Source organism: Acidobacteriota bacterium, assembly GCA_035529075.1.
In the GTDB taxonomy this organism is placed as follows: Bacteria; Zixibacteria; MSB-5A5; order GN15; family FEB-12; genus DATKXK01.
Map to the genome: position 1 here is coordinate 68,937 of DATKXK010000009.1, position 18,668 is coordinate 87,604.

An 18,668-nucleotide genomic window follows, 5' to 3' on the forward strand; every position below is an offset into this window, starting at 1 on the left:
TTTGCCCGGCGCTCGGCACGCATGATCGGCAGTGCCCGAAAGCGGCGCCCGGGGGCCTCACGAGTTCCGCCCCGGTTGCTTGCGACCGACAAACAGCAGGTACGGACTGAAGAGAAAGCTCTCGAAACCGCCCCTGGGCACGACCAGGTACAGCATGATATCGACCAGCCGCTGAAATTTCAACAGGAGCTTCATGAGCAGGAGCTTGACCGGCGTCTTGTTGGGGCCGTAAATCAACCCGAGATTGAGCGTGCCGATGTACTTGCACACAACGACGTCGACCGACCCGTCCCGAAAGTATGACAGCAGTTTCTTCTTGCGCATGATAGCCAGGTTGTGGGCTTTCAGCGTATGCGGGGCGAAGAACCTGATAAGCGCGTAGTTGAACCACCTGAAGTTGGGCACGGCAATCGACAGCGTACCGCCCGGTTTGAGCAGGTCGAGGTGTTTGGCGATAACGTCAGCCGTGTCGTCGAAGTGCTCGATGAATCCGTTCGACATCACGATGTCGAAATGCTCACGGTAAGCGGCCTGGAAAGCGTCGTCGAAAAAGTCGGACTGAATCACGTTGTCGGCGCTGATCCCGTTCCCCTCGAAGAGGGCGCGATTCTGGTCGGCTCCGATTTGCGTGTACTCCACGCCGTACGGGACGTGGCCGAAATTCCGGTGAAGCCTGAGCAGCTTGTCGCCGGGGGCGCTGCCGATCTCGACCAGCTTCAGGTCGCCTTTCGGCAAGTACTTCGCGCACGCTACGTCGAACGCCAGGTGAGCGGCGTAGCCCCGCTCAATACCCGGAAAGAGCCTGTCCCTGATCCGCCGTTTCCCGGACGGCGGCTGGTCCGGGCGTTTGCCGTCGGTCGCGCTCTGCATGCTTTGCCAGTACCGACTGTCTGTCAGCCGCTTGTTTTTCATCGTTTGCGAATGGCTTCCCCGGATAGTCGACTCGTCAGTTGCGAGTTGATCGTCGTTGTCGCAATGGGTTCTGCGATTCTATGATGTAACCTACCATATGAAATCCGGTTTTGGAACCGTTTTTTCTTCCCTGCACGGTTGTGACGCCGCGCCGACTTCAACGTTGTCGCGTCCGTAGAAACGCCGGCAGCCTGGCGGCCAACCCGGCTCTGGTGTCGCGGTCAAGCACCCGCCACCAGAAACCCAGCAGGAGAGCGGCGCAAAGCACGGCCACCTTGGCCACGAGACCAAACCAGCCCCAGGCCGGAAGGTATTCCCTGGTGAGAAAGGCCGGCGGCACCGTAAACACGAGCGCCGTAAGCGCCATTTTCCCCGAGTTATAGTAAAATGATCGCAGGCTGCCCTGAATGATACGGTGGAACACATAGGGGAAAACGAACGCATATATGATGAATTGCGGGATGATCGTCCCCAGTGCCACGCCGTACACGCCCAGCGGTTTTACGAGGATGACGCTCAGCACGATGTTGCCGACGGCCTCGGCCGTCAGAACGTAGAGCAGCGGCTTGTGGCGCGAGATGCCGAGCAGAACGGAGTTGGCCATGAACTGCGGAAGGTACACGCAGGCGGGGACGATCAGAATCCACAGCACGTTGACCGTCACCTGGAAATCCCTGCCCATCCACAGGTAGATGAACTGCCCGCCGAAAAACAGCACGGCCACACCGATGCCGGTGCACAGGTAGTACAGGTAGTTGGAGAGCCTGTTGAACAGGGCGGCAATCTCCTTGAGGTTGCTGGTCGTGTCAAGGTGGCTGATGGCCGGCACCAGCGGTATGGCGATAGCGCCGATCATCGTGCGCAGGTAGTTTATCATCATACCCGCAATGCTGTAGTAGGTGACGTCGGTCGAGGTCAGGAAAATGCCGATGACCACGTTCTGCGTGTTGAATATCACCATCCAGGCAATGACGATGAGGAAACTGATGATGCCGTACCCGAGAAGTTCGCGGATACAGGATTTGCTGACGTAGCTCAGGCGGTACGCAACCTCCGGCACAATGCGCTTCTGGGCCACGCGCCTGGCCACGAACTGAAGAAACGATACGGCCAAGGTAATGACAGCCATGGCCACCAGCCCGTAACCGCGGCGGATGAAGAACACGATGACAAGGGCCGTGACTATCGCGGCGGTGACGTCGATGGCATTGCCGACGTCGTACCGGTGGAAAGGCCCCAGGGACGCGCTCGTGAGGAAGTAGAACCGTACGGCCTGGTTCAGGCCGACCACCATCAGAACGATCTGCATCACGCGCACGAGCTCGGGCGCAACGTTGAAGACCCCGACGAGGAAGAGCGCTATCAGCACCGTCACAACGATGACCAGCGACCCGGAAGCGGTGTAAACGACGTTGCTGGAGTTCAGGACGGTATTGAGGCCTTCGTAATCCTTCACGGCGTAGTATTTCGGGATGTACCGGGCGAGGCTCTGCCTGAGGCCGGCGTCAAGGAAGCCCGTGTAGGCGACGACCGACAGCACCAGCGCCCATATGCCGTACTGCTCCTTGCCGAGGTTGTGCACCAGGAAAGGATTCATGAAGAAGGCGATAGCGATGGTGGTGAGGGTCAGGGCCCAGTTGGAGAAAATGTTGCGCGCTAACGCCTGAATCGGGCTTATCATGACAGTCTGTGCAAAATCCTCTGGATAGCGATCTTGCCAAGGTAAAGATCGACGTCAAACTTGTTGGCGCCCCAGATGGACAGGCGCGGTATCTGGCACCTGCCGGCGGCGTCCATGGGGTAGCGGCACGTGCCGGGCCGGCCCGTGAAGCCGGCGCGGTAACCGGCGTTCACTACGAGTCCGACCATGTCGCCGTCGAAGGAGTTGGCCGGGTAACAGACCGTCTCGATGCTTCTGCCGAGCCGCGTTTCCAGTTCAGTTTTGGAATCCACCAGTTCTCTCTCGGCCTCCCGGGCACTGAGTTGGGTGAGCTTTCGGTGTGACACGCCGTGCGACTGTATACGCACACCTTCAGCCAGCAGCGCCCGCAGTTCGGCCCAGCCCATGCACCGAATACCGAGCGTATATTCTCCACCGTCGTGCCTTTCGAGCGCGCTGATGACACCGTTGATGGTGTCGCAATCCAGTGAATCAAGGGTATCGACGAGCTGCTGGCACGTCCTGCGCTTTTCCTTCTCGCTGGATAGGGACGAGTGCCTGACGATCTCCCGGACGCGCTCGGGAAACCCGTCTATATCACCTTGCAGGGCCGACCAGCCGTCCGGGCCCATGTTGTGCAAAGAGTTCGATACACGGAGGTGCCAGAAATGCCTGTCGGTGTCCACGAAGGCGGTGGGGACGAACATGACGGAGGGGCAACCGTGCCGGCGCAGAACCGGGAGGGCGTACTTCACGAAGTCGGAATCGCCGTCGTCAAAGGTCAGCAGGGCCGAATGCTCGCGCAGTTGCTTCTCACCGGAGATTACGGCCAGGAACTCGTCCAGGTCGATGACCTTGAAGTACTTACAGAGTCGGCCGAGCTGGGTTTCGAAAACCCGGTCATCGAGTCCCCGGTCGTAATTGAGGTAATGCCGTCGGGAGGACTCCGTGTCCGTAATTCTGTGAAAGGTAAAGACTACCAGCAGCTTCTGCCTGGTCCTGAGGCGGCAAACACAGAAGCAGAGCTTCCAGATCTTCAGATAAAAGGCCAGGTGCGTAACGATGTTCTTTACGAGCCCGCTCATGAATGTCCCCCCGGTCTACCGTATGTCTTCCACGACGATCATCGCCGGCCTTCCCTGTCGCCCTGCACAAACCGAGCCGGCTGCGGGCCTGCACGTCTCATGCGTCCGCATCATTGTCGCCGTCAAGATAGTGCCAGTTGTTCGCGTCCATGACCGCCGCCGCGTGCGGCAGAGTCGGGTCTATGTGCACGACGATTTTTCTGTTATCGGCCCTGGGCGAAAAGCCGTACCGTTTGAACGTGTCCACTATGGTCCTGTCGCCGAAATAGCAGAGCGTGATCGTGTCAGCGTTTTGCATCCTCTGGTAGCGGATAAATTCTGAGAGCAGCGCGTTGAGCACGTCTGGTGAGCGCATGGAAAAAAGGTCGGCAATGTGGATGTTGTTCCCGTGAATCGTGTGATAGACGATGTATGCCACAACTGCGCCGGTCGATTCAGCGGTGAGAGCGAACACGGAGAACGACTTGTACGGGCAGGCGGCGAATCGCCAGTTGAGGAAACTGCTCGTTCTCTCTCCGATGATGGCGTAGTGCGGCGAGGCCTCCCGCCAGAGGTCATCGAAGCGGCCGTCGAACTCACGGAGAATCTCGAACGTGTATTGGGTACTGCCCTTGTAGCGCGTGTCCGGTGACACCAGTTTGAGCGTCCAGTCGACGAGACCCGACGCGGCCCGCGTAAGGAAGCCGAGCCTGAGATACTTACGGATGTATTCTCGGGACCGCAGGATTTTGACCATCCTCACGGTTCTTCCCACGATCCGGAAGCCTACGGCCTGAGCGACTCTCTCGGAAACCACGTTCGCTGTTGCGTACAGGAAGGCCAGCCCAAGTTGCCCATACTCGGTGATGAGCACCTTCTGGAGCATTTTCGCGGTTCCATGTCCTCTGCAGACCGTGCTCACTGCCAGATCGCCGGCAATTCCGCTTAGCTTCGGTTTGCCGTGGATCAGCATCTGCCTGGGGAAGACGGCGCTGGCTCCGATCACGGAGTCGTCCTCGGGGTCTCGCGCAATCCAACAGCCGGCCTGCCCGCGCGGATTGTTCTCGTAAAAGAGGTCGTACTTCTGCTCCTGCCAGCCGGGAAAGTGCCGCTTCCAGAAGTTGATATAGTCCCGCTTGTCCTTATGCAGGTCTGCTCTGTAGATTGGGTAACTCATATCGCTGTGCTCAGCCGGTTCGGCCCTTGGGTGTTGTGGTTATGTCACCATCACACAATAGTAACATTATTCCTCGGCACACGAATAGAAACCTTGAGCGAGGACTTCCCCTCGGCAAGGTTCTTCACGTGAGAGAACCTGACAAACAGTATTTTCGCGTATGTGATATATAGGAACGGGCTCAGGCCGAGTTTCGTGTGAATCGAGAATGAATGATTGTTGGTGAACTCCAGCAGGCCGAAAAAGGCGGTCGCTTGATGATCATGCGCGTACCTTATGCTTGCCGCCAGGGCCGGCATGTAAATACCTTTTCCCCGTGCCTCCGGCACCGTATAGGCCCCGAACATGTAGTAGCCGGCGGGACCGAAATCGTAATCAAACCCCATCCCCCGGACGTAGCAGCGGCCCCAGGCCCCCCAGACCACGGCAACGGGCGGGTCGTCCCCCAGCGACGACAGAAAACACACCGCCCCTGCTTTCAACAGCGATTCAACTTGATCACGCGTCAGGTTTCCGATGCGGTCTATGTCATCTATGTCGGATAGTGTGGCGGTATGTACCTTCACTTCCGGGCTGTATTTTTCTGACAACTCAAAGGACACGGTTCTCACTATCCAGGCTCTGTTGAAGCGAAAGAGCCACGCCGGCAGTTCACCGGCCAGCGTATGCAGGCCGAGCGAAAACTCTCCCCTGGCGAACAGCCTGAGAATTCTGCCGAGGAATCGTATCGGTTTCACGTTCGTGCCTTATTTCAGTCGTATCGGTCGGGGGCGCCGTTCCCTTTGCCGCTTGTCGGAAGATCGTTTTTGCCTGCGGTCGCGGCCGGGTCGATGGCGGGTGCTCCCGTTACGGGCTCAGTCCGGCCGCCCGGTAAATGACGGGCCGTGCGGCGGCGGCCAGGATGGTGTACCCTCTCTCATTGACGTGAACCGGGTCGGTCGAGCAATCGCGGGGAAGGAAGCCGTCGTCATCCTCGATGGCGGCCGCGAAATCGATCAAGTACAGACTGTTTACCTCCGCATATTGTCGGACCCAGGTATTGAAGGCCCTGAGGGAATCAGCCGCGCTGAAGTCGCCGATGTGCGCCTCCGGTTTTCCCGCCGGGATAATCGTGGAAACGACGGGCGTGATGTCGTTGGCCCGGGCCAGTTGGGTCATCATCTCCATCCCGTCCTTCAGGACCGCCAGGGGAAGTTGGGGACGGATATTGATGGAACAGAACTTGATCACCACCGCTCGCGGCCTGAGGTCGACAACGTCGCGCTTGAAGCGCGCGAGCATCTGCGGTACCAGTTGACCACCGACGCCGCGATTGAGTATCGAAACGCGGGGGAAATCGCGCTCGAGGTCCCACCTGGCGGTGATGGAGGCACCGAAAAAAACCACGCGCGTTGAATCAGTCTCTCCCGCTTCAAGGCGTTTTTTGATCCGCTCGTTTTCTTCTGCGTACGGGATTGAGGGGCCGGTCTGCTTCGTGGTTCCGGTCAGCCGTCGCTTGAGTTCACCCAGCGGCGACCCGCCGTACCGGATGAAGTGGAAGAACCCCCATATGGCTACGAGGTTGAGCAGTATCGAACCGACCAGAATGATTTTCCAGAGGTTCTGCATGATTATTTGTCCCCCGCCGCACTGCCGGCGGTGTCGGTCACCTGAAGGCTGACCTTGCGCGCCGGGTTACCCATGACGGTGATGCCGTCCGGCACTTCCTTGTAAACCACGCTGCCGGCGCCGACCGTGCAGCCCGCGCCGACGTCGGCAAGGATCAGCGCGCCCTCGCCGATCCAACTGTTGCCGCCGATATGGATGCACTGGTACTCTTCTCTGACCGCCCCGTCCTGTGCCCGTTCTTCGGGACGCCCGTGCTGATACTTGCCCGAAATGACCGACACCCTCGCGCCGAACAGCACGTTTTCGCCGATGTCCGCGTACCCGATGATCGAATGAGTGCCGACGACCCCCCCGCCACGGATCACCGTGTCGCGGTGGGCCACCATGCTGCCGAACAGAAAGCAGGCATCGGGGGATATTCGGGTGCAGACCGCCCAGTAGAAGGCCAGCCTCAGGTACTGGCCGCACAGCGTGGGGCACAGGGCCAGGAGTTCTTTGCACGAACCGTAGACCCGTTCGGCTTTTCTACCGAAGAGCAGTGCCTCCAGGAGGGTCACGAAGATCAGCGGCGAGGTGAGGACAAGCCCCGTCAGTAAGAGCAATCGTTTGAGTATCAGCTTTACAGTCTGCATGCCTTGCCGGTTCGGTGGCAGGTCTACGTGCCCTCGTTGTAGCGGCGGATGAGATCCTGCACGTCCTGCTCGGTGGCTTTGCCGTCCTTGAAATCCCTGATCATGCGGTCGATGTCCTGCCGGGTGACGGTGCCCGTGTTCTGAACGAGGATATCCTGTGTCGCCTGCCTGATAAAGCCCAGAAGAGTATCCTGAAGGTACTGCGCGCCGTCAGGGTTCAGATGTGATCCATAGGCATATCCTGCCCAGTAGTCTTCGTTCAGGCAGTACCTGTTGGCCGCGCCCGCCGCCGTTTCGCACAGCAGGCGGTACGGGTCGAACTTCCAGACGTTTCTGTAAGCCCCGACGTTGCTATGGGTAAAGAAATCCTCCGAGGCGAACCACGTGGCAAGGTCATAGATGAGTTTTGCGCGGGCCGTATCACCACCGAAATTGTCGCTGTTTGACGTATTCAGGGCCAGCGGTGTGCCCATAATGAGGCAGAAATTCTGCTCTGGGTGGTTGGTCAGGCTGTCGACAAGCTCCCGGTACCAGGTCTTGATGCTGTCGACCTTCTGCTGGGTGGGATCACGCCACAGCCGGTAGGGGTTCTTGATTATGACCATGTCGTAGTCTTCCCACACCGAGTCGGTCGGGGTGTAGTAAATCCAGTGCCCGGTGAACGGGTGCCAGAAGACCGAGTCCTGCTTGCCCGGGACGCGGAACATATCCTCGAGAATAGGACAATCATCGACGGTAGCCATTTGGATGATGTGGTTCCGGTAGGACGGTCCCACCCACTGGTAATCCGCCACGTTCAGGTAGTTGACTTTGGGGCAGTCCTGTCCGTTGTAAGTTGGCACGGTGTCAGAAATCGCGTTGACCCCGGTGCCGTCGTTGTTCATGCTGTAGCTTCTAAAGACAATCCGGGCCGTATCGTTTCCGTAAGTCACCGTTGTCGTGTCCAGCACGTCCTGGATATTTCGGTACTGGCCCCAGGCGTAGCAGTTTTCGACCGCCGATTCGCCTACCGAGTAGTGCGCGAACATGTACGACACTCGCGTCTGGTCGGCCCGGGCCAGGGCAAGTGCGGCCAGCACGAGGAGACCGGATCTGACGAACACCTTCATATCGACAACATCCTGTCTGAGCGAAAGACGAACCGTTCGGGCCGACGGTGGCCGGCCGACCTCCCGCCGCGTCTGGAGCAAGCCGCAGCGCGTCGTCTCGCTCGGTTTTCGGGTATCAATGAATCACCAATCATGGCAAATAGCAACGTTTATCGAAAGTCCACTTCTTTCGGTTTCCGCGCCGCCTGTCGGCAGGGCAGGAGCATCATTTCAAGAGAGTTACTTTTTCCACGAACCGCTGAACGTCGGTTGAAATTCTGTAGAAGTACGTGCCGCTTCCCAGGTTGCCGTCGTTAAGCCACGTGATAGTGCCTTCGTTCTGACCGGCCACGAACGACCTGGAGAATACCTGTTGCCCAAGGATGTTGAATACTTCGAAATGAACCTTCCGGCCGGCCAGGTCCGCTCCTCGGTAAGATATAGTAACCTGCGGATTGAAGGGGTTGGGAAAGGCCAGGCAGACTAGCTGTTGTGTTGATGCTTCGCCGCCGTAGGGGAAATCGTCCTGAATGCCTACGGAGAGGATCACGTCCACCGAAATAGGCCCTGAAGTTGAAAAGAACCCGGCGCTGTTACCGAAAAAAGCGGACGTGTGGAGGGGAAGCACGAAGTTTCCCACGTCCGTGGCGACTATCTTCACTTCGAGCACAACGCTGTCGTCCGGAGAGATCAGGTTATGGATATTCTCGCTGCCGTCGGGCGAATCGAGTACCCAGTGATAGCAGTTCAAGCCCGGAATGACGAGGTTCGGCACGTGGTCGGAGAATCCGTAGTCAATCGTCGCCCCGTTTATCTCGACCGATTGCGCCACAACCTGGAATTCCGGTGGCAGGTTGTCGCTGAAATACAGGCCGCTCAAATCAAAACTCTCGTGGTTGACGAGTACCCGCGTGATAGTCAAGGTGTCGCCGAGCGAGAGCGTGACAGAGCTCGTCAGGTAGTAGTTCTCCACCGCGGCTCCGGCGGGGTAGACGGTCTCCTGCGAGTACAACCCGGCCGGGGCTGCCAGGAATGTCAGCCCTGCAGTCAGAATCAGTCCTGCTCTCATATCGCCTTTATCGACAGCGCGGTGCGTCAAGTAAACCTAAGATCAAGCTGGGACGACTGAAATCAGTCGCCGTTAACTATTTGTCAGTTAAGTGGTTGATGTCTGTCGGGGTTTGGCTGACAAAAGATCGGTGTCTTTATGTCCGGTTTTGTCGAAAGATCACCCGGCTCAATTCCGAATACAATACAAATTTCATGGTTGTTATTAGAATTCTGCCCGGCAGGTATCAGACTGGGTGGTCCCGTGGCCGGATGCACCGGCAGCGGAAATTACCGGGCTACTTTTTTGAGAAAGTCAATTCTGGGCGCGATGCCCAGCACCGGCAGCCCCATTACTTCTTCAACTTCATCGGGCTTCTTGAACGAGGAGTCCAGCAGTTCCACCAGGAAGGCCACGGCGCCGCCTATCATCAGGCCGAGGATAACTCCGAGGATGACAATTTTGCCACGGTTGGGCTTGGTCGGACTCAACGACAGCTTGGCCGGTTCGACGACTCGGTTGCTGGAGAGCGACGCGTCCTGGATCAGCGCCTGGGAGATCGTCGAGCTTTCCTGTTGCCGCTGGAACCGGTCGCGCAGGTCAGTCGTGGCGCTAATCTCTCGATCCAGTTGGGCCAGGCGCGCTTCGTACTCGGGGACGAGGTTTATCCGTGCCGTCAACTCATCCATGGCCGCCTGGACAAACGGCCTGTTCGTTGACAGGTAGTCCAGGCTGGTCCGGATGTTGAAAAGCTCGACGAGCAGCCGTTGTGTCTGCTGGTCGGCGTCGGCATACTGCCGCTGCACCAGCCGCTGGTTTTCCGTCTCTATGGCAGTGAGTATGTTGTTCACTCTGCCATGGTAATTGAGCATCTGGGGACTGTCCCAGGTGTATTTGACTATCAGCTCACCGATCTCCTGCATTTCCTGCCTGAGTTCCCGCCGCTTCTGTGCCTTTTCATCCGAATCGTTCAACGTCAACCGGTCGACGGACAGCCCTTCGACCGTCATAAGCTGATTCAGGATGGTCCGTTCTTCCTCACGCAGGTCATTGATTTCAGTGGTTGTTCGGTCAATCTCGTGGGAGATATCGGCCCGGTTGGCTTCGGAGGCGATGGACTCGCCAAGCTGGACGGCGAGGAACTCTTTTTCCAGGGCGGTCTTATCGGCAAGCTTGTCGGTTAGCTGCCGCTCATACTTCTCCAGTTGAATATCGGAAAAGTCCTGAGAGGAGCGGATCTGCGCCAACTCCTGCTTGACCTTGCCGGCGATGAAGATCTCACCGAGCGCGTTGGCGATATTCCTCGCCTTGACCGGATCGGTGGAGCCCGCGGTTATCTTGACCTGATCATTGGCCGCCCAGGATAGGCGGATGTCTTTCTTGAGCCTGGACTGCAGGACGTTGAGCCGCGCCTGCTCAAGGGTGATATTAGGCTGCCGCTGGACAAAGGCGCGAGCTTGCTTGTCGATGTCGGGTTCGCGGTCCAGTTGCAGGCGCTCGTTGAGAGCCGCCGTATAGCTGCTGGACGTCAGGTAATTGAAAATGCTGTTGAGCTGACTCTGCTTTTCAGCCACTGAAAGCCGCTGCAGGCCCGGTTGTTGGCCGACCAGGCGCTGGATCTCCGTCGTCAGCGGCAGTTGCGGATCGATCTGGATGATCGTCCATGACTCATACTCCGGTGTTATCAGGTACGAGCCACCGAAAGCGACCGCCACCACCATAATAAGGGGAATGACAATGAGCCATTTCCGCTTCCAGAATACGGCCAGGATATCCCTTATATTAAGAGAATCGCGCGAATCCCTGACTTTCATGAACCCTTATCCTCTTGAGCAGGTTGTTGCGGGGTTGTTGCCGGGCAGGCAACAATTCCCCGCCCCTGTTACCATCGGCCGGCGCACCGGTTCCCTTTGTTTTTCTTTTCTTGCGCCTGTCGCAACCGCTGATATATAAGGTAGGATCGGTACCCGAGTAAAGAAATATCATCGCCGCAGGAGGTCAGTTCAGCCGAGGTAAGCCCGGTCCGATAATGGTGGAGACGCCGGCATCGGCGGTCGAGAAGATCCGGCCAGGCGCGTTTTTGCGGTTGTGTTTATGCGCCAATTGGCTATTTTGTTGAGCACCTTAGGCTGAGCACATTCACTACGAGATATAAGGGGAAACGCATCATTGAGGTTTACAAAGGATAGCCTGAGAATAGACGCCGGGCAGGTCGCCGAGGAACTGGGCCGGGTAATCCGGCGGCAGATTCACAAGGATATCAGGAAAAGCGGTGCCGTGGTGGGGATTTCGGGGGGTATAGACTCCTCGGTTTGCGCGGCTCTGTGCGCGAAAACACTCGGTCCGGATCGCGTTATCGGCATAATGATGCCGGATACCGACTCCTCGCCTGAGAGCGAGCAGCTCGCCCGTGAACTGGCGGCGGCGTTCGATTTCGAGACGATCAAGGAGGATATCGGCGGCGGGCTGGACGGTCTTGGATGCTATCGTCGGCGGGATGAGGCCATCAGGCAGGTGTTTCCGGAGTTCGGGGAAGGGTACAAGTCAAAGATCACCATTCCGTCCAACATCCTGGATAAGGACACCTTCAATTTCTTCCAGCTTACGGTCCAGGACCCCGACGGTCGGGTCGAGACGAAGCGGCTGCCGCTAAAGGCCTACCTTCAGGTAGTCGCGGCCTCCAATCTCAAGCAGCGCCTGCGCATGACCACCCTGTACTATCATGCCGAAAAGAGGAACTACGCCGTGGTCGGGACCGGCAACAAGGACGAGCACATGCAGGGGTTCTTCGTAAAGTACGGAGACGGCGGGGCCGATCTCAAGCCGATTGCGCACCTGTTCAAGGTGCAGGTGTTCCAGCTGGCCGAGTACCTTGGCGTCCCGCAGAGCATTGTCAGGCGCACGCCGACAACCGACACATACAGCGCCGACGTTACGCAGGAGGAGTTTTTCTTCGGGCTTGATTTCTACACCATGGATATGCTGTGGTATGCCATGGAGAACAAGGTCCCCCCGGCCGACGCGGCGGCCGTCCTGGGGCTGACCGAAGAACAGGTAAAGAGAGGTTACGCCAACATTACGCGGAAGATCGTAGCTACTGAATACCTCAGGCTGCACCCGCTCGAGGCCGTTTGACGCGGCGGCGGGCGCAAAGGATACGTTACAGCAAAGGAAGAATACGGACACCACATGGCAGCAACGGATATCGACACGGTCCGACAGCAGATACGCGAGTTTGTTTTCGAGACGTTCTTGTTCGGTGACGAGTCGGAGGCGTTCGCCAATGACGACTCGTTCATGGAGAAGGGGATAATAGACTCTACCGGCGTACTCGAACTCACGGCTTTTCTCGAGGAGAGGTACGGCATAACGGTGGACGACGAGGAGATGGTACCCGCCAATCTCGACTCGGTCGATAACCTGGCAGCGTACATCGGCCGCAAGCAGCAGTGATCGCGCCCGCTTGAAACCGCGGGCTGTACCCCGTATCGCACTTCGGAGGAGTTGAAGCCGCAGGCAAACTTGCTCGTGATATGAATGTTATTGACCTGCTGACCAGAACGGCCGCCACATTTCCGGACAAGGCGGCCCTGATACACCAGGAGCAGAGAATCAGCTTCGGGGAACTGTGGTCGGCCGTATCCAGGCTGGCCTCCCGGTTGCAGCAACTCAACCTGGCTCCCGGCAGCCGGGTGGCGATTCTCTTCGAGAACTCCATCGACTACGCGGTATCGTTTTTTGCCGTCTTCGAGTCGGGACTGGTGGCGGTGCCGCTGGACACCTCGCTCGGGCCGGAGAACCACAACTTCATCCTCGCGGATTGCCAGGCCAGCGTGCTGCTGGTCCAGGGTCGCTACCGGCGGCACCTGGGCAGGATCCTCGGCGACAACCTGTCGCTGAGGCTGCTTGTTTCGGACAAGCCGGTTGCGGTGCCGGGCTCCACGGTGGCGGTGGAGACGTTCGAGGAGATCGGCGTCCGGGACGTCAGAGTCGACCCGCCGGCCGTGCCTGAGAGTGCCGGGGACGATACGCACCATCACGAGTTGGCGGCCATTTTCTATACCTCCGGAAGCACCGGCTCCTCCAAGGGCGTCATGTTGTCGCACCTGAACCTGGTCTCAAACACGCTGGCGACGGTGGAGTATTTGCGGCTCACGCCGGACGACTCGGTGCTGGTAATACTGCCCTTCTACTATATCTACGGAAACTCGCTGCTGCTGACGCACGTGGCGGTCGGCGGGACGCTCGTCATCGACAACCGCTTCATGTATCCCGAGGTGGTTCTCGACACCATGGAGCGCGAGGAGGTGACCGGTTTCTCCGGCGTGCCGTCGAACTTCATGATTCTCCTGAACAACTCGACCTTCGCGTCGCGCAAGCTCGAGCATCTCAGGTACTTCACCCAGGCCGGCGGGGCGATGGCCCCGGAGGTGATTCGCAAGCTCATGGATGCCTTCGGGCACAAGGAAATATTCATCATGTACGGCCAGACCGAGGCCGCGCCGCGCGTGACGTGGCTGCCGCCGGAGAAGCTCAGCGAGAAACTCGGGTCGATCGGCATCCCCGTGCCAGGCGTCACGGTGGAAGTCCTGAGCGAGTCGGGACAGACGGTGATTCCGGGCGAGACGGGCGAAATCACGGTGGTGGGCGACAACGTCATGCTGGGCTACTGGAATCAGCCCGAGGAGACGGCCGAGGTGCTGCACGACGGCCGGTTGTACACGGGTGATCTTGCCCGCGTTGACGAAGACGGGTATTTCTACGTCGTTGGGCGCAAGCGGGAGATTATCAAGACCGGCGGGCACCGGGTCAGCGCCAAGGAGATCGAAGAGCGTATCCTGGAACACGAGAAGGTCGCCGAGGCGACGGTTTTCGGCGTCAGGGATGATATCCTGGGCGAGGCCATCAGGGCCGTGGTCGTGCTCAGGCCCGGTTGTCAGGCGGATGAAAAGGAAATCCAGAGCCACTGCCAAAAGAAGCTTGCGGCCCACCAGATTCCGAAACGCGTGCAGTTCATGGACGCCCTGCCCAAGTACCAGTCCGGCAAAGTCAACAAGATGGCGTTGAAGAACCGGGACTCCTGACCCCCGGGATGAACGACAATGTGCGGAATAGCGGGTTACTTTCATCTCGATGGACCGGCACCGCCCGACCGGGAGTTGATCGCGCGCATGGTCAACGTCATCCGGCACCGGGGTCCGGACGAATTCGGCGCCTATTTCGACAACCGCTGCGCCCTGGGCCAGGCGCGTCTCTCCATTATCGATCTTGAGGGCGGCTCGCAGCCGCTGTGCAACGAGGACGGCTCCGTCTGGGTGACGTACAACGGGGAAATCTTCAACTACATCGAGCTTCGCGAGGACCTCACAAAGCGCGGCCACCGTTTTCGCACAACCTCTGATACCGAGGTTATTGTCCACGCCTACGAAGAGTACGGCCGCAACTGCCTGGATTACTTTAACGGCCAGTTCGCTTTTGCCGTATATGATCGTGCGCGGCAATCGTTGCTGCTGGCCCGCGACCGACTGGGCATTCGCCCGGCCTTCTACACCGTGCACGAGGGCTGTTTCTATTTTGCCTCGGAGATAAAATCGATCTTCTGTAACCCGTCCATTCCCCGCCGGCTGGACCTGAAAGCTCTTGACGAGACGTTCACCTGGTGGACCTCGGCGCCTCCGCGGACGATGTTTGAAAACGTCAACGAACTGGAGGCCGGCACGTTCGTGGAGATCCGCCAGGGGCGGCTCAACGAGGGCCGCTACTGGACCATGGCCTTTCCGACCCGGTTTGACTACCACCGGCCGGTGGCGTCCTATGCCGAGGAATTGCACGCCCTCCTGGTTGACTCCGTTCGATTACGGCTGCGGGCCGATGTTCCGGTCGGAGCGTACCTGTCGGGCGGGCTGGACTCGTCGGTGACCACCGCCCTCGTCCGGCATTTCACGAAGGCGCGCCTGGAAACGTTTTCCGTCACGTTTGAGGATAAGGCGTACGATGAATCCTCGTACCAGGTGCAGATGGCCCGGTATCTGGGCACCGACCACCATACCGTGCACTGCACCTACCGCACTATCGCCGACGCCTTTCCCAGCGTCATCTGGCACACCGAACGGCCCTTGGTACGGACTGCCCCGACGCCGCTGTACCTGCTTTCCGGACTGGTCAGGGATCACAACTTCAAGGTCGTGCTGACGGGTGAGGGCTCCGACGAGATCTTGGGCGGCTACGATATTTTCAAAGAGACCCTGATCCGTTCGTTCTGGGCGAAGAACCCCGACTCACCCTGGAGGCCGTCGTTGCTGCGCCGGCTGTACCCGACCCTTCCCGTCTCCGGCGCCCGTGCCCGGTACTACCTCGAGCAGTTCTACAAGGCAGGCCTCGATCAGCCGGACAGCTATCATTTTTCGCACATTCCCCGGATAAACACGACGTCCAAGATCAAGGGCTTTTTCTCGGCGGAGGCAGGGCAAGCAGTGGCCGGCCACGACGCTACGGCCGTTTTTGGGCGAGGGCTGCCGGACGCCTTTTCGAGCTGGCATCACCTTGCCAAAGCGCAGTATCTGGAGGCCAAATCGCTGCTGGCCGGGTACCTGCTGTCGTCGCAGGGGGACCGGGTCTCAGCGGCCAACTCGGTGGAGGGGAGGTTTCCGTTTCTTGACCACCGGGTAGTGGAGTTTGCAGCCACGATCCCGCCGGGCTACAAGATATTCGGTCTCAATGAGAAATACGTGCTCAAGAAGGCCATGGCGGCGGAGTTGCCGGCCAACATCATAGCCCGCGTCAAACAGCCGTACATGGCGCCGGACTCCAACAGTTTTGTTCAGGATGATTCCCCGGACTGGGTCGGCCAGATGCTCTCGGAGTCGACCGTCGCCCGGGCGGGTATCTTTAATCCGGCGGCCGTGGCCAAGCTGGAAAAGAAATGCCGGCGGCAGGCCGGCACGCACCTGTCGTTCAAGGATAATATGTCCTTTGTCGGCATCCTCTCGACCCAATTGCTGGTGCACCGGTTTATAGATAACTTTGCCATGCCCGCCTGTCCCACGCGTGAAGCCTTTGCCGTCTGGCAGGACGACAGCGCGACCGATGCCGCCGGTCAGAGTCGGGGCAAGGCGCGTTGACGGCAGCAGTCCCCGTTATTCTGATCCACCCCGCCCGGTACCGATGTAGGTGAATCCCAGTGAACGGATCTGCTCGGGATCGTAGATGTTACGGGTGTCGTAAAGATTCGGCGTGCGGATCGTCCGTTCGACACGCGTGAAGTCAAGGTCGCGGAACTCGTTCCACTCCGTCACGATAATGACCAGGTCGCTTCCGGCACATGCCGCGTAGGCATCGTCAAAGCACCGGATACCGGGCAGGGCCCGCCCGGCCTCCTGCATGGCCGCCGGATCGTAGGCGTGAACCGCCGCGCCCTCGGCAAGCAGCGCCCCGGCCAGGTACATAGCCGGGGACTCGCGGATGTCGTCGGTGTCCGGCTTGAACGACAATCCGAGAAGCGTCACGGTCCGGCCGTCGAACGCGCCAAGGACCCGGCGGGCTTTCTCGAGTACGATTTTGCGTTGCCGGGCGTTGACGTCAACGATGGCCTCGGCGATCCTGAAGTCGTAAGCGTTGTCGCGGGCGATTCTGACCAGTGACTTGACGTCCTTGGGGAAACACGACCCGCCGAATCCGGGGCCGGGGTGAAGGAACTTGGGTCCGATCCGCCTGTCCATCCCCAGGGCCACGGCCACGTCATAGACGTCGGCGCCGACGCGGTCGCACAGGTTGGCCACTTCGTTCATGAACGAGACCCGCAGGGCCAGCATGGTATTGGCCGCGTACTTGATGAGTTCGGCGGTTTCATTGGTGGTGTTGACGATCGGCTTCTTCAGAAGGTACAGGGGGCGGTACATGTCCCGCATGATGGCCAGGGCACGTTCCGAATCGCAGCCGAGAATGATCCGGTCGGGACGGAGGAAATCGTTCACGGCCGCTCCCTCGCGGAGGAATTCCGGGTTTGAGACGACGTCGAATTCGATATCGCGCTTGAGGTTGTCTTTGATCAGTTGCCGCAGCATACGAGCCGTCCCCACCGGTACCGTTGATTTGATAGCGATTACTTTGTACTCGGTCATGCACGAGGCGATGGCCGTGCCCACTTCCCTGATCTGCGACAGGTCGGCACGCCCCTCGTTGCCTTCAGGTGTACCCACCGCAAGGAGAACGACCAGGGACCGGTCCACCGCCGCTTCGAGGTCGGTTGAGAAGCTCAGCCGGTTGAGCTTGATATTGCGCTGAATGAGTTCGGACAGCCCGGGTTCGTAGATGGGTATGCGGCCGCCGTTGAGCATGTCAATCTTCTGCCGGTCTTTGTCGACACAGGTTACGTTCGTCCCGAAATCCGCCAGGCAGGTTCCGGCCACAAGGCCGACATATCCGGTGCCGACAACGCAGACGTTCATTGTCTCCCTCGCTTTTCGCAGTACCATTGGGTAAACAGTTTCAGCCCGGTGTCAATGGGCGTAGTGGCGCGAAAGCCGAGCAGTTCCCGGGCCCTGGCCGTGTCGGCGAACGTTCGCCGGACGTCGCCCGGGCGGTCCGGCCGGTGGACGATCTTCGCCTTCTTTCCCAGGTAATGTTCTATCTTTTCGACGAGTTCGGCCAGCGACACGGTTTGCGAGCAGCCGAGGTTGATGATCTGGAAATCGTACTCGGCCGTGCGGCCGGCCAGTATGCCGGCAATGATGTCATCGACGTAAGTGTAGTCCCGGCTGGAACGGCCGTCGCCGAATACCGTAATCTCCTCGCCCCGGTATATCCGGTCGGTGAACAGGTGGATGGCCATCTCGGGACGCTGCCGGGGGCCGTAGACCGTGAACAGGCGCAGGCATGCCGTCTTGATTCCGTACAGGTGATGATACGTGAAGGTCATCAGTTCACCGGCTCGCTTGGTCGCAGCATACGGCGAGATCGGCCGGTCCACCGGATCGGATTCACTGAACGGGACTTTCTCGTTATTGCCGTAAACTGAGGATGACGAGGCAAAAATGAGGTGGGAAACGTCATACGTCCGGCAGGCCTCCAGTATGTTCGCGGTCCCGGTCAGGTTAACCTCCTGGTACAAAGAAGGGTTTTGGATCGACGGCTGCACTCCGGCCATGGCGGCAAGATGAATGACCTGCCGGAAGCCGCCGGCCCGAAAGGTCGCGTTTACCAGCTCCCGGTCCCGGATATCACCTTCGACCAGGGTGTAATGGCCGTAATCCAGATGGGCGGCCATGTTGGTTCGCTTGACGGCGGGATCGTAGAAATCGTTGAAATTATCAAGCACCGTGACGGATTCGCCGTCCGCCAGGAGACGATCTACAAGGTGAGACCCGATAAAGCCGGCACCGCCGGTGACCAGTACGCCAGATGACATCTATGAAGCCTTCCGCCCGAAATGAGAGGCAAATCTAAAGGACTCTCACCGGCTTGTCAATCGGTAATGGCGG

General features: G+C 59.0%; 16 protein-coding genes. 4 read left to right on the plus strand and 12 right to left on the minus strand.

Annotated elements, in window-relative coordinates; all coding sequences use genetic code 11:
• Positions 1–57 precede the first annotated feature (57 nt).
• From VMY05_02805 to VMY05_02850, 10 genes are all read right to left on the minus strand, one after another.
• On the minus strand, positions 58–912 hold the full coding sequence (locus VMY05_02805) for a methyltransferase domain-containing protein (GenBank protein HUV30011.1): 855 nt from the start codon (positions 910–912) through the stop codon (positions 58–60).
• Between the two features lie 157 nt (positions 913–1,069).
• Positions 1,070–2,593: an oligosaccharide flippase family protein gene (locus tag VMY05_02810; protein ID HUV30012.1), complete on the minus strand. Its 1,524-nt coding sequence runs from the start codon at positions 2,591–2,593 to the stop codon at positions 1,070–1,072.
• Entirely contained in the window at positions 2,590–3,657 is a 1,068-nt protein-coding gene (locus VMY05_02815) for a polysaccharide deacetylase family protein (GenBank protein HUV30013.1), read from the minus strand. The genes VMY05_02810 and VMY05_02815 overlap by 4 nt, the downstream gene beginning before the upstream one ends.
• Before the next feature lie 97 nt (positions 3,658–3,754).
• Complete coding sequence (locus tag VMY05_02820; GenBank protein HUV30014.1) at positions 3,755–4,813, minus strand: GNAT family N-acetyltransferase; 1,059 nt, start codon at positions 4,811–4,813, stop codon at positions 3,755–3,757.
• 50 nt (positions 4,814–4,863) lie between these two features.
• Positions 4,864–5,550, minus strand: coding sequence for a hypothetical protein (locus VMY05_02825; protein ID HUV30015.1), 687 nt, complete (start codon positions 5,548–5,550; stop codon positions 4,864–4,866).
• Between the two features lie 109 nt (positions 5,551–5,659).
• Positions 5,660–6,421 (minus strand): GDSL-type esterase/lipase family protein, encoded by a 762-nt coding sequence (locus tag VMY05_02830; protein ID HUV30016.1) that lies wholly within the window; start codon positions 6,419–6,421, stop codon positions 5,660–5,662.
• A gap of 2 nt (positions 6,422–6,423) precedes the next feature.
• Entirely contained in the window at positions 6,424–7,053 is a 630-nt protein-coding gene (locus tag VMY05_02835; GenBank protein ID HUV30017.1) for an acyltransferase, read from the minus strand.
• A gap of 23 nt (positions 7,054–7,076) precedes the next feature.
• Positions 7,077–8,162 carry a hypothetical protein gene (locus VMY05_02840; protein HUV30018.1) on the minus strand — a complete coding sequence of 362 codons (1,086 nt, stop codon included), beginning with the start codon at positions 8,160–8,162 and terminating at the stop codon, positions 7,077–7,079.
• 205 nt (positions 8,163–8,367) lie between these two features.
• Complete coding sequence (locus tag VMY05_02845) at positions 8,368–9,210, minus strand: T9SS type A sorting domain-containing protein (protein HUV30019.1); 843 nt, start codon at positions 9,208–9,210, stop codon at positions 8,368–8,370.
• A gap of 269 nt (positions 9,211–9,479) precedes the next feature.
• Positions 9,480–11,003 carry a Wzz/FepE/Etk N-terminal domain-containing protein gene (locus VMY05_02850; GenBank protein ID HUV30020.1) on the minus strand — a complete coding sequence of 508 codons (1,524 nt, stop codon included), beginning with the start codon at positions 11,001–11,003 and terminating at the stop codon, positions 9,480–9,482.
• Between the two features lie 355 nt (positions 11,004–11,358).
• Here VMY05_02850 and nadE point away from each other — a divergent pair, with 355 nt between their 5' ends.
• From nadE to asnB, 4 genes are all read left to right on the plus strand, one after another.
• Complete coding sequence (nadE, locus tag VMY05_02855; protein ID HUV30021.1) at positions 11,359–12,324, plus strand: NAD(+) synthase; 966 nt, start codon at positions 11,359–11,361, stop codon at positions 12,322–12,324.
• A gap of 54 nt (positions 12,325–12,378) precedes the next feature.
• Entirely contained in the window at positions 12,379–12,642 is a 264-nt protein-coding gene (locus VMY05_02860) for an acyl carrier protein (GenBank protein HUV30022.1), read from the plus strand.
• Between the two features lie 80 nt (positions 12,643–12,722).
• On the plus strand, positions 12,723–14,273 hold the full coding sequence (locus tag VMY05_02865; GenBank protein HUV30023.1) for a class I adenylate-forming enzyme family protein: 1,551 nt from the start codon (positions 12,723–12,725) through the stop codon (positions 14,271–14,273).
• Between the two features lie 18 nt (positions 14,274–14,291).
• On the plus strand, positions 14,292–16,310 hold the full coding sequence (gene asnB, locus VMY05_02870) for an asparagine synthase (glutamine-hydrolyzing) (GenBank protein HUV30024.1): 2,019 nt from the start codon (positions 14,292–14,294) through the stop codon (positions 16,308–16,310).
• Positions 16,311–16,325: 15 nt separating this feature from the next.
• On the opposite strand, the gene VMY05_02875 is transcribed toward asnB, so the two are convergent.
• Both VMY05_02875 and VMY05_02880 read right to left on the minus strand, forming a co-directional pair.
• On the minus strand, positions 16,326–17,636 hold the full coding sequence (locus tag VMY05_02875) for a UDP-glucose/GDP-mannose dehydrogenase family protein (protein ID HUV30025.1): 1,311 nt from the start codon (positions 17,634–17,636) through the stop codon (positions 16,326–16,328).
• Entirely contained in the window at positions 17,633–18,595 is a 963-nt protein-coding gene (locus VMY05_02880; protein ID HUV30026.1) for a GDP-mannose 4,6-dehydratase, read from the minus strand. The genes VMY05_02875 and VMY05_02880 overlap by 4 nt, the downstream gene beginning before the upstream one ends.
• Positions 18,596–18,668: the final 73 nt, after the last annotated feature.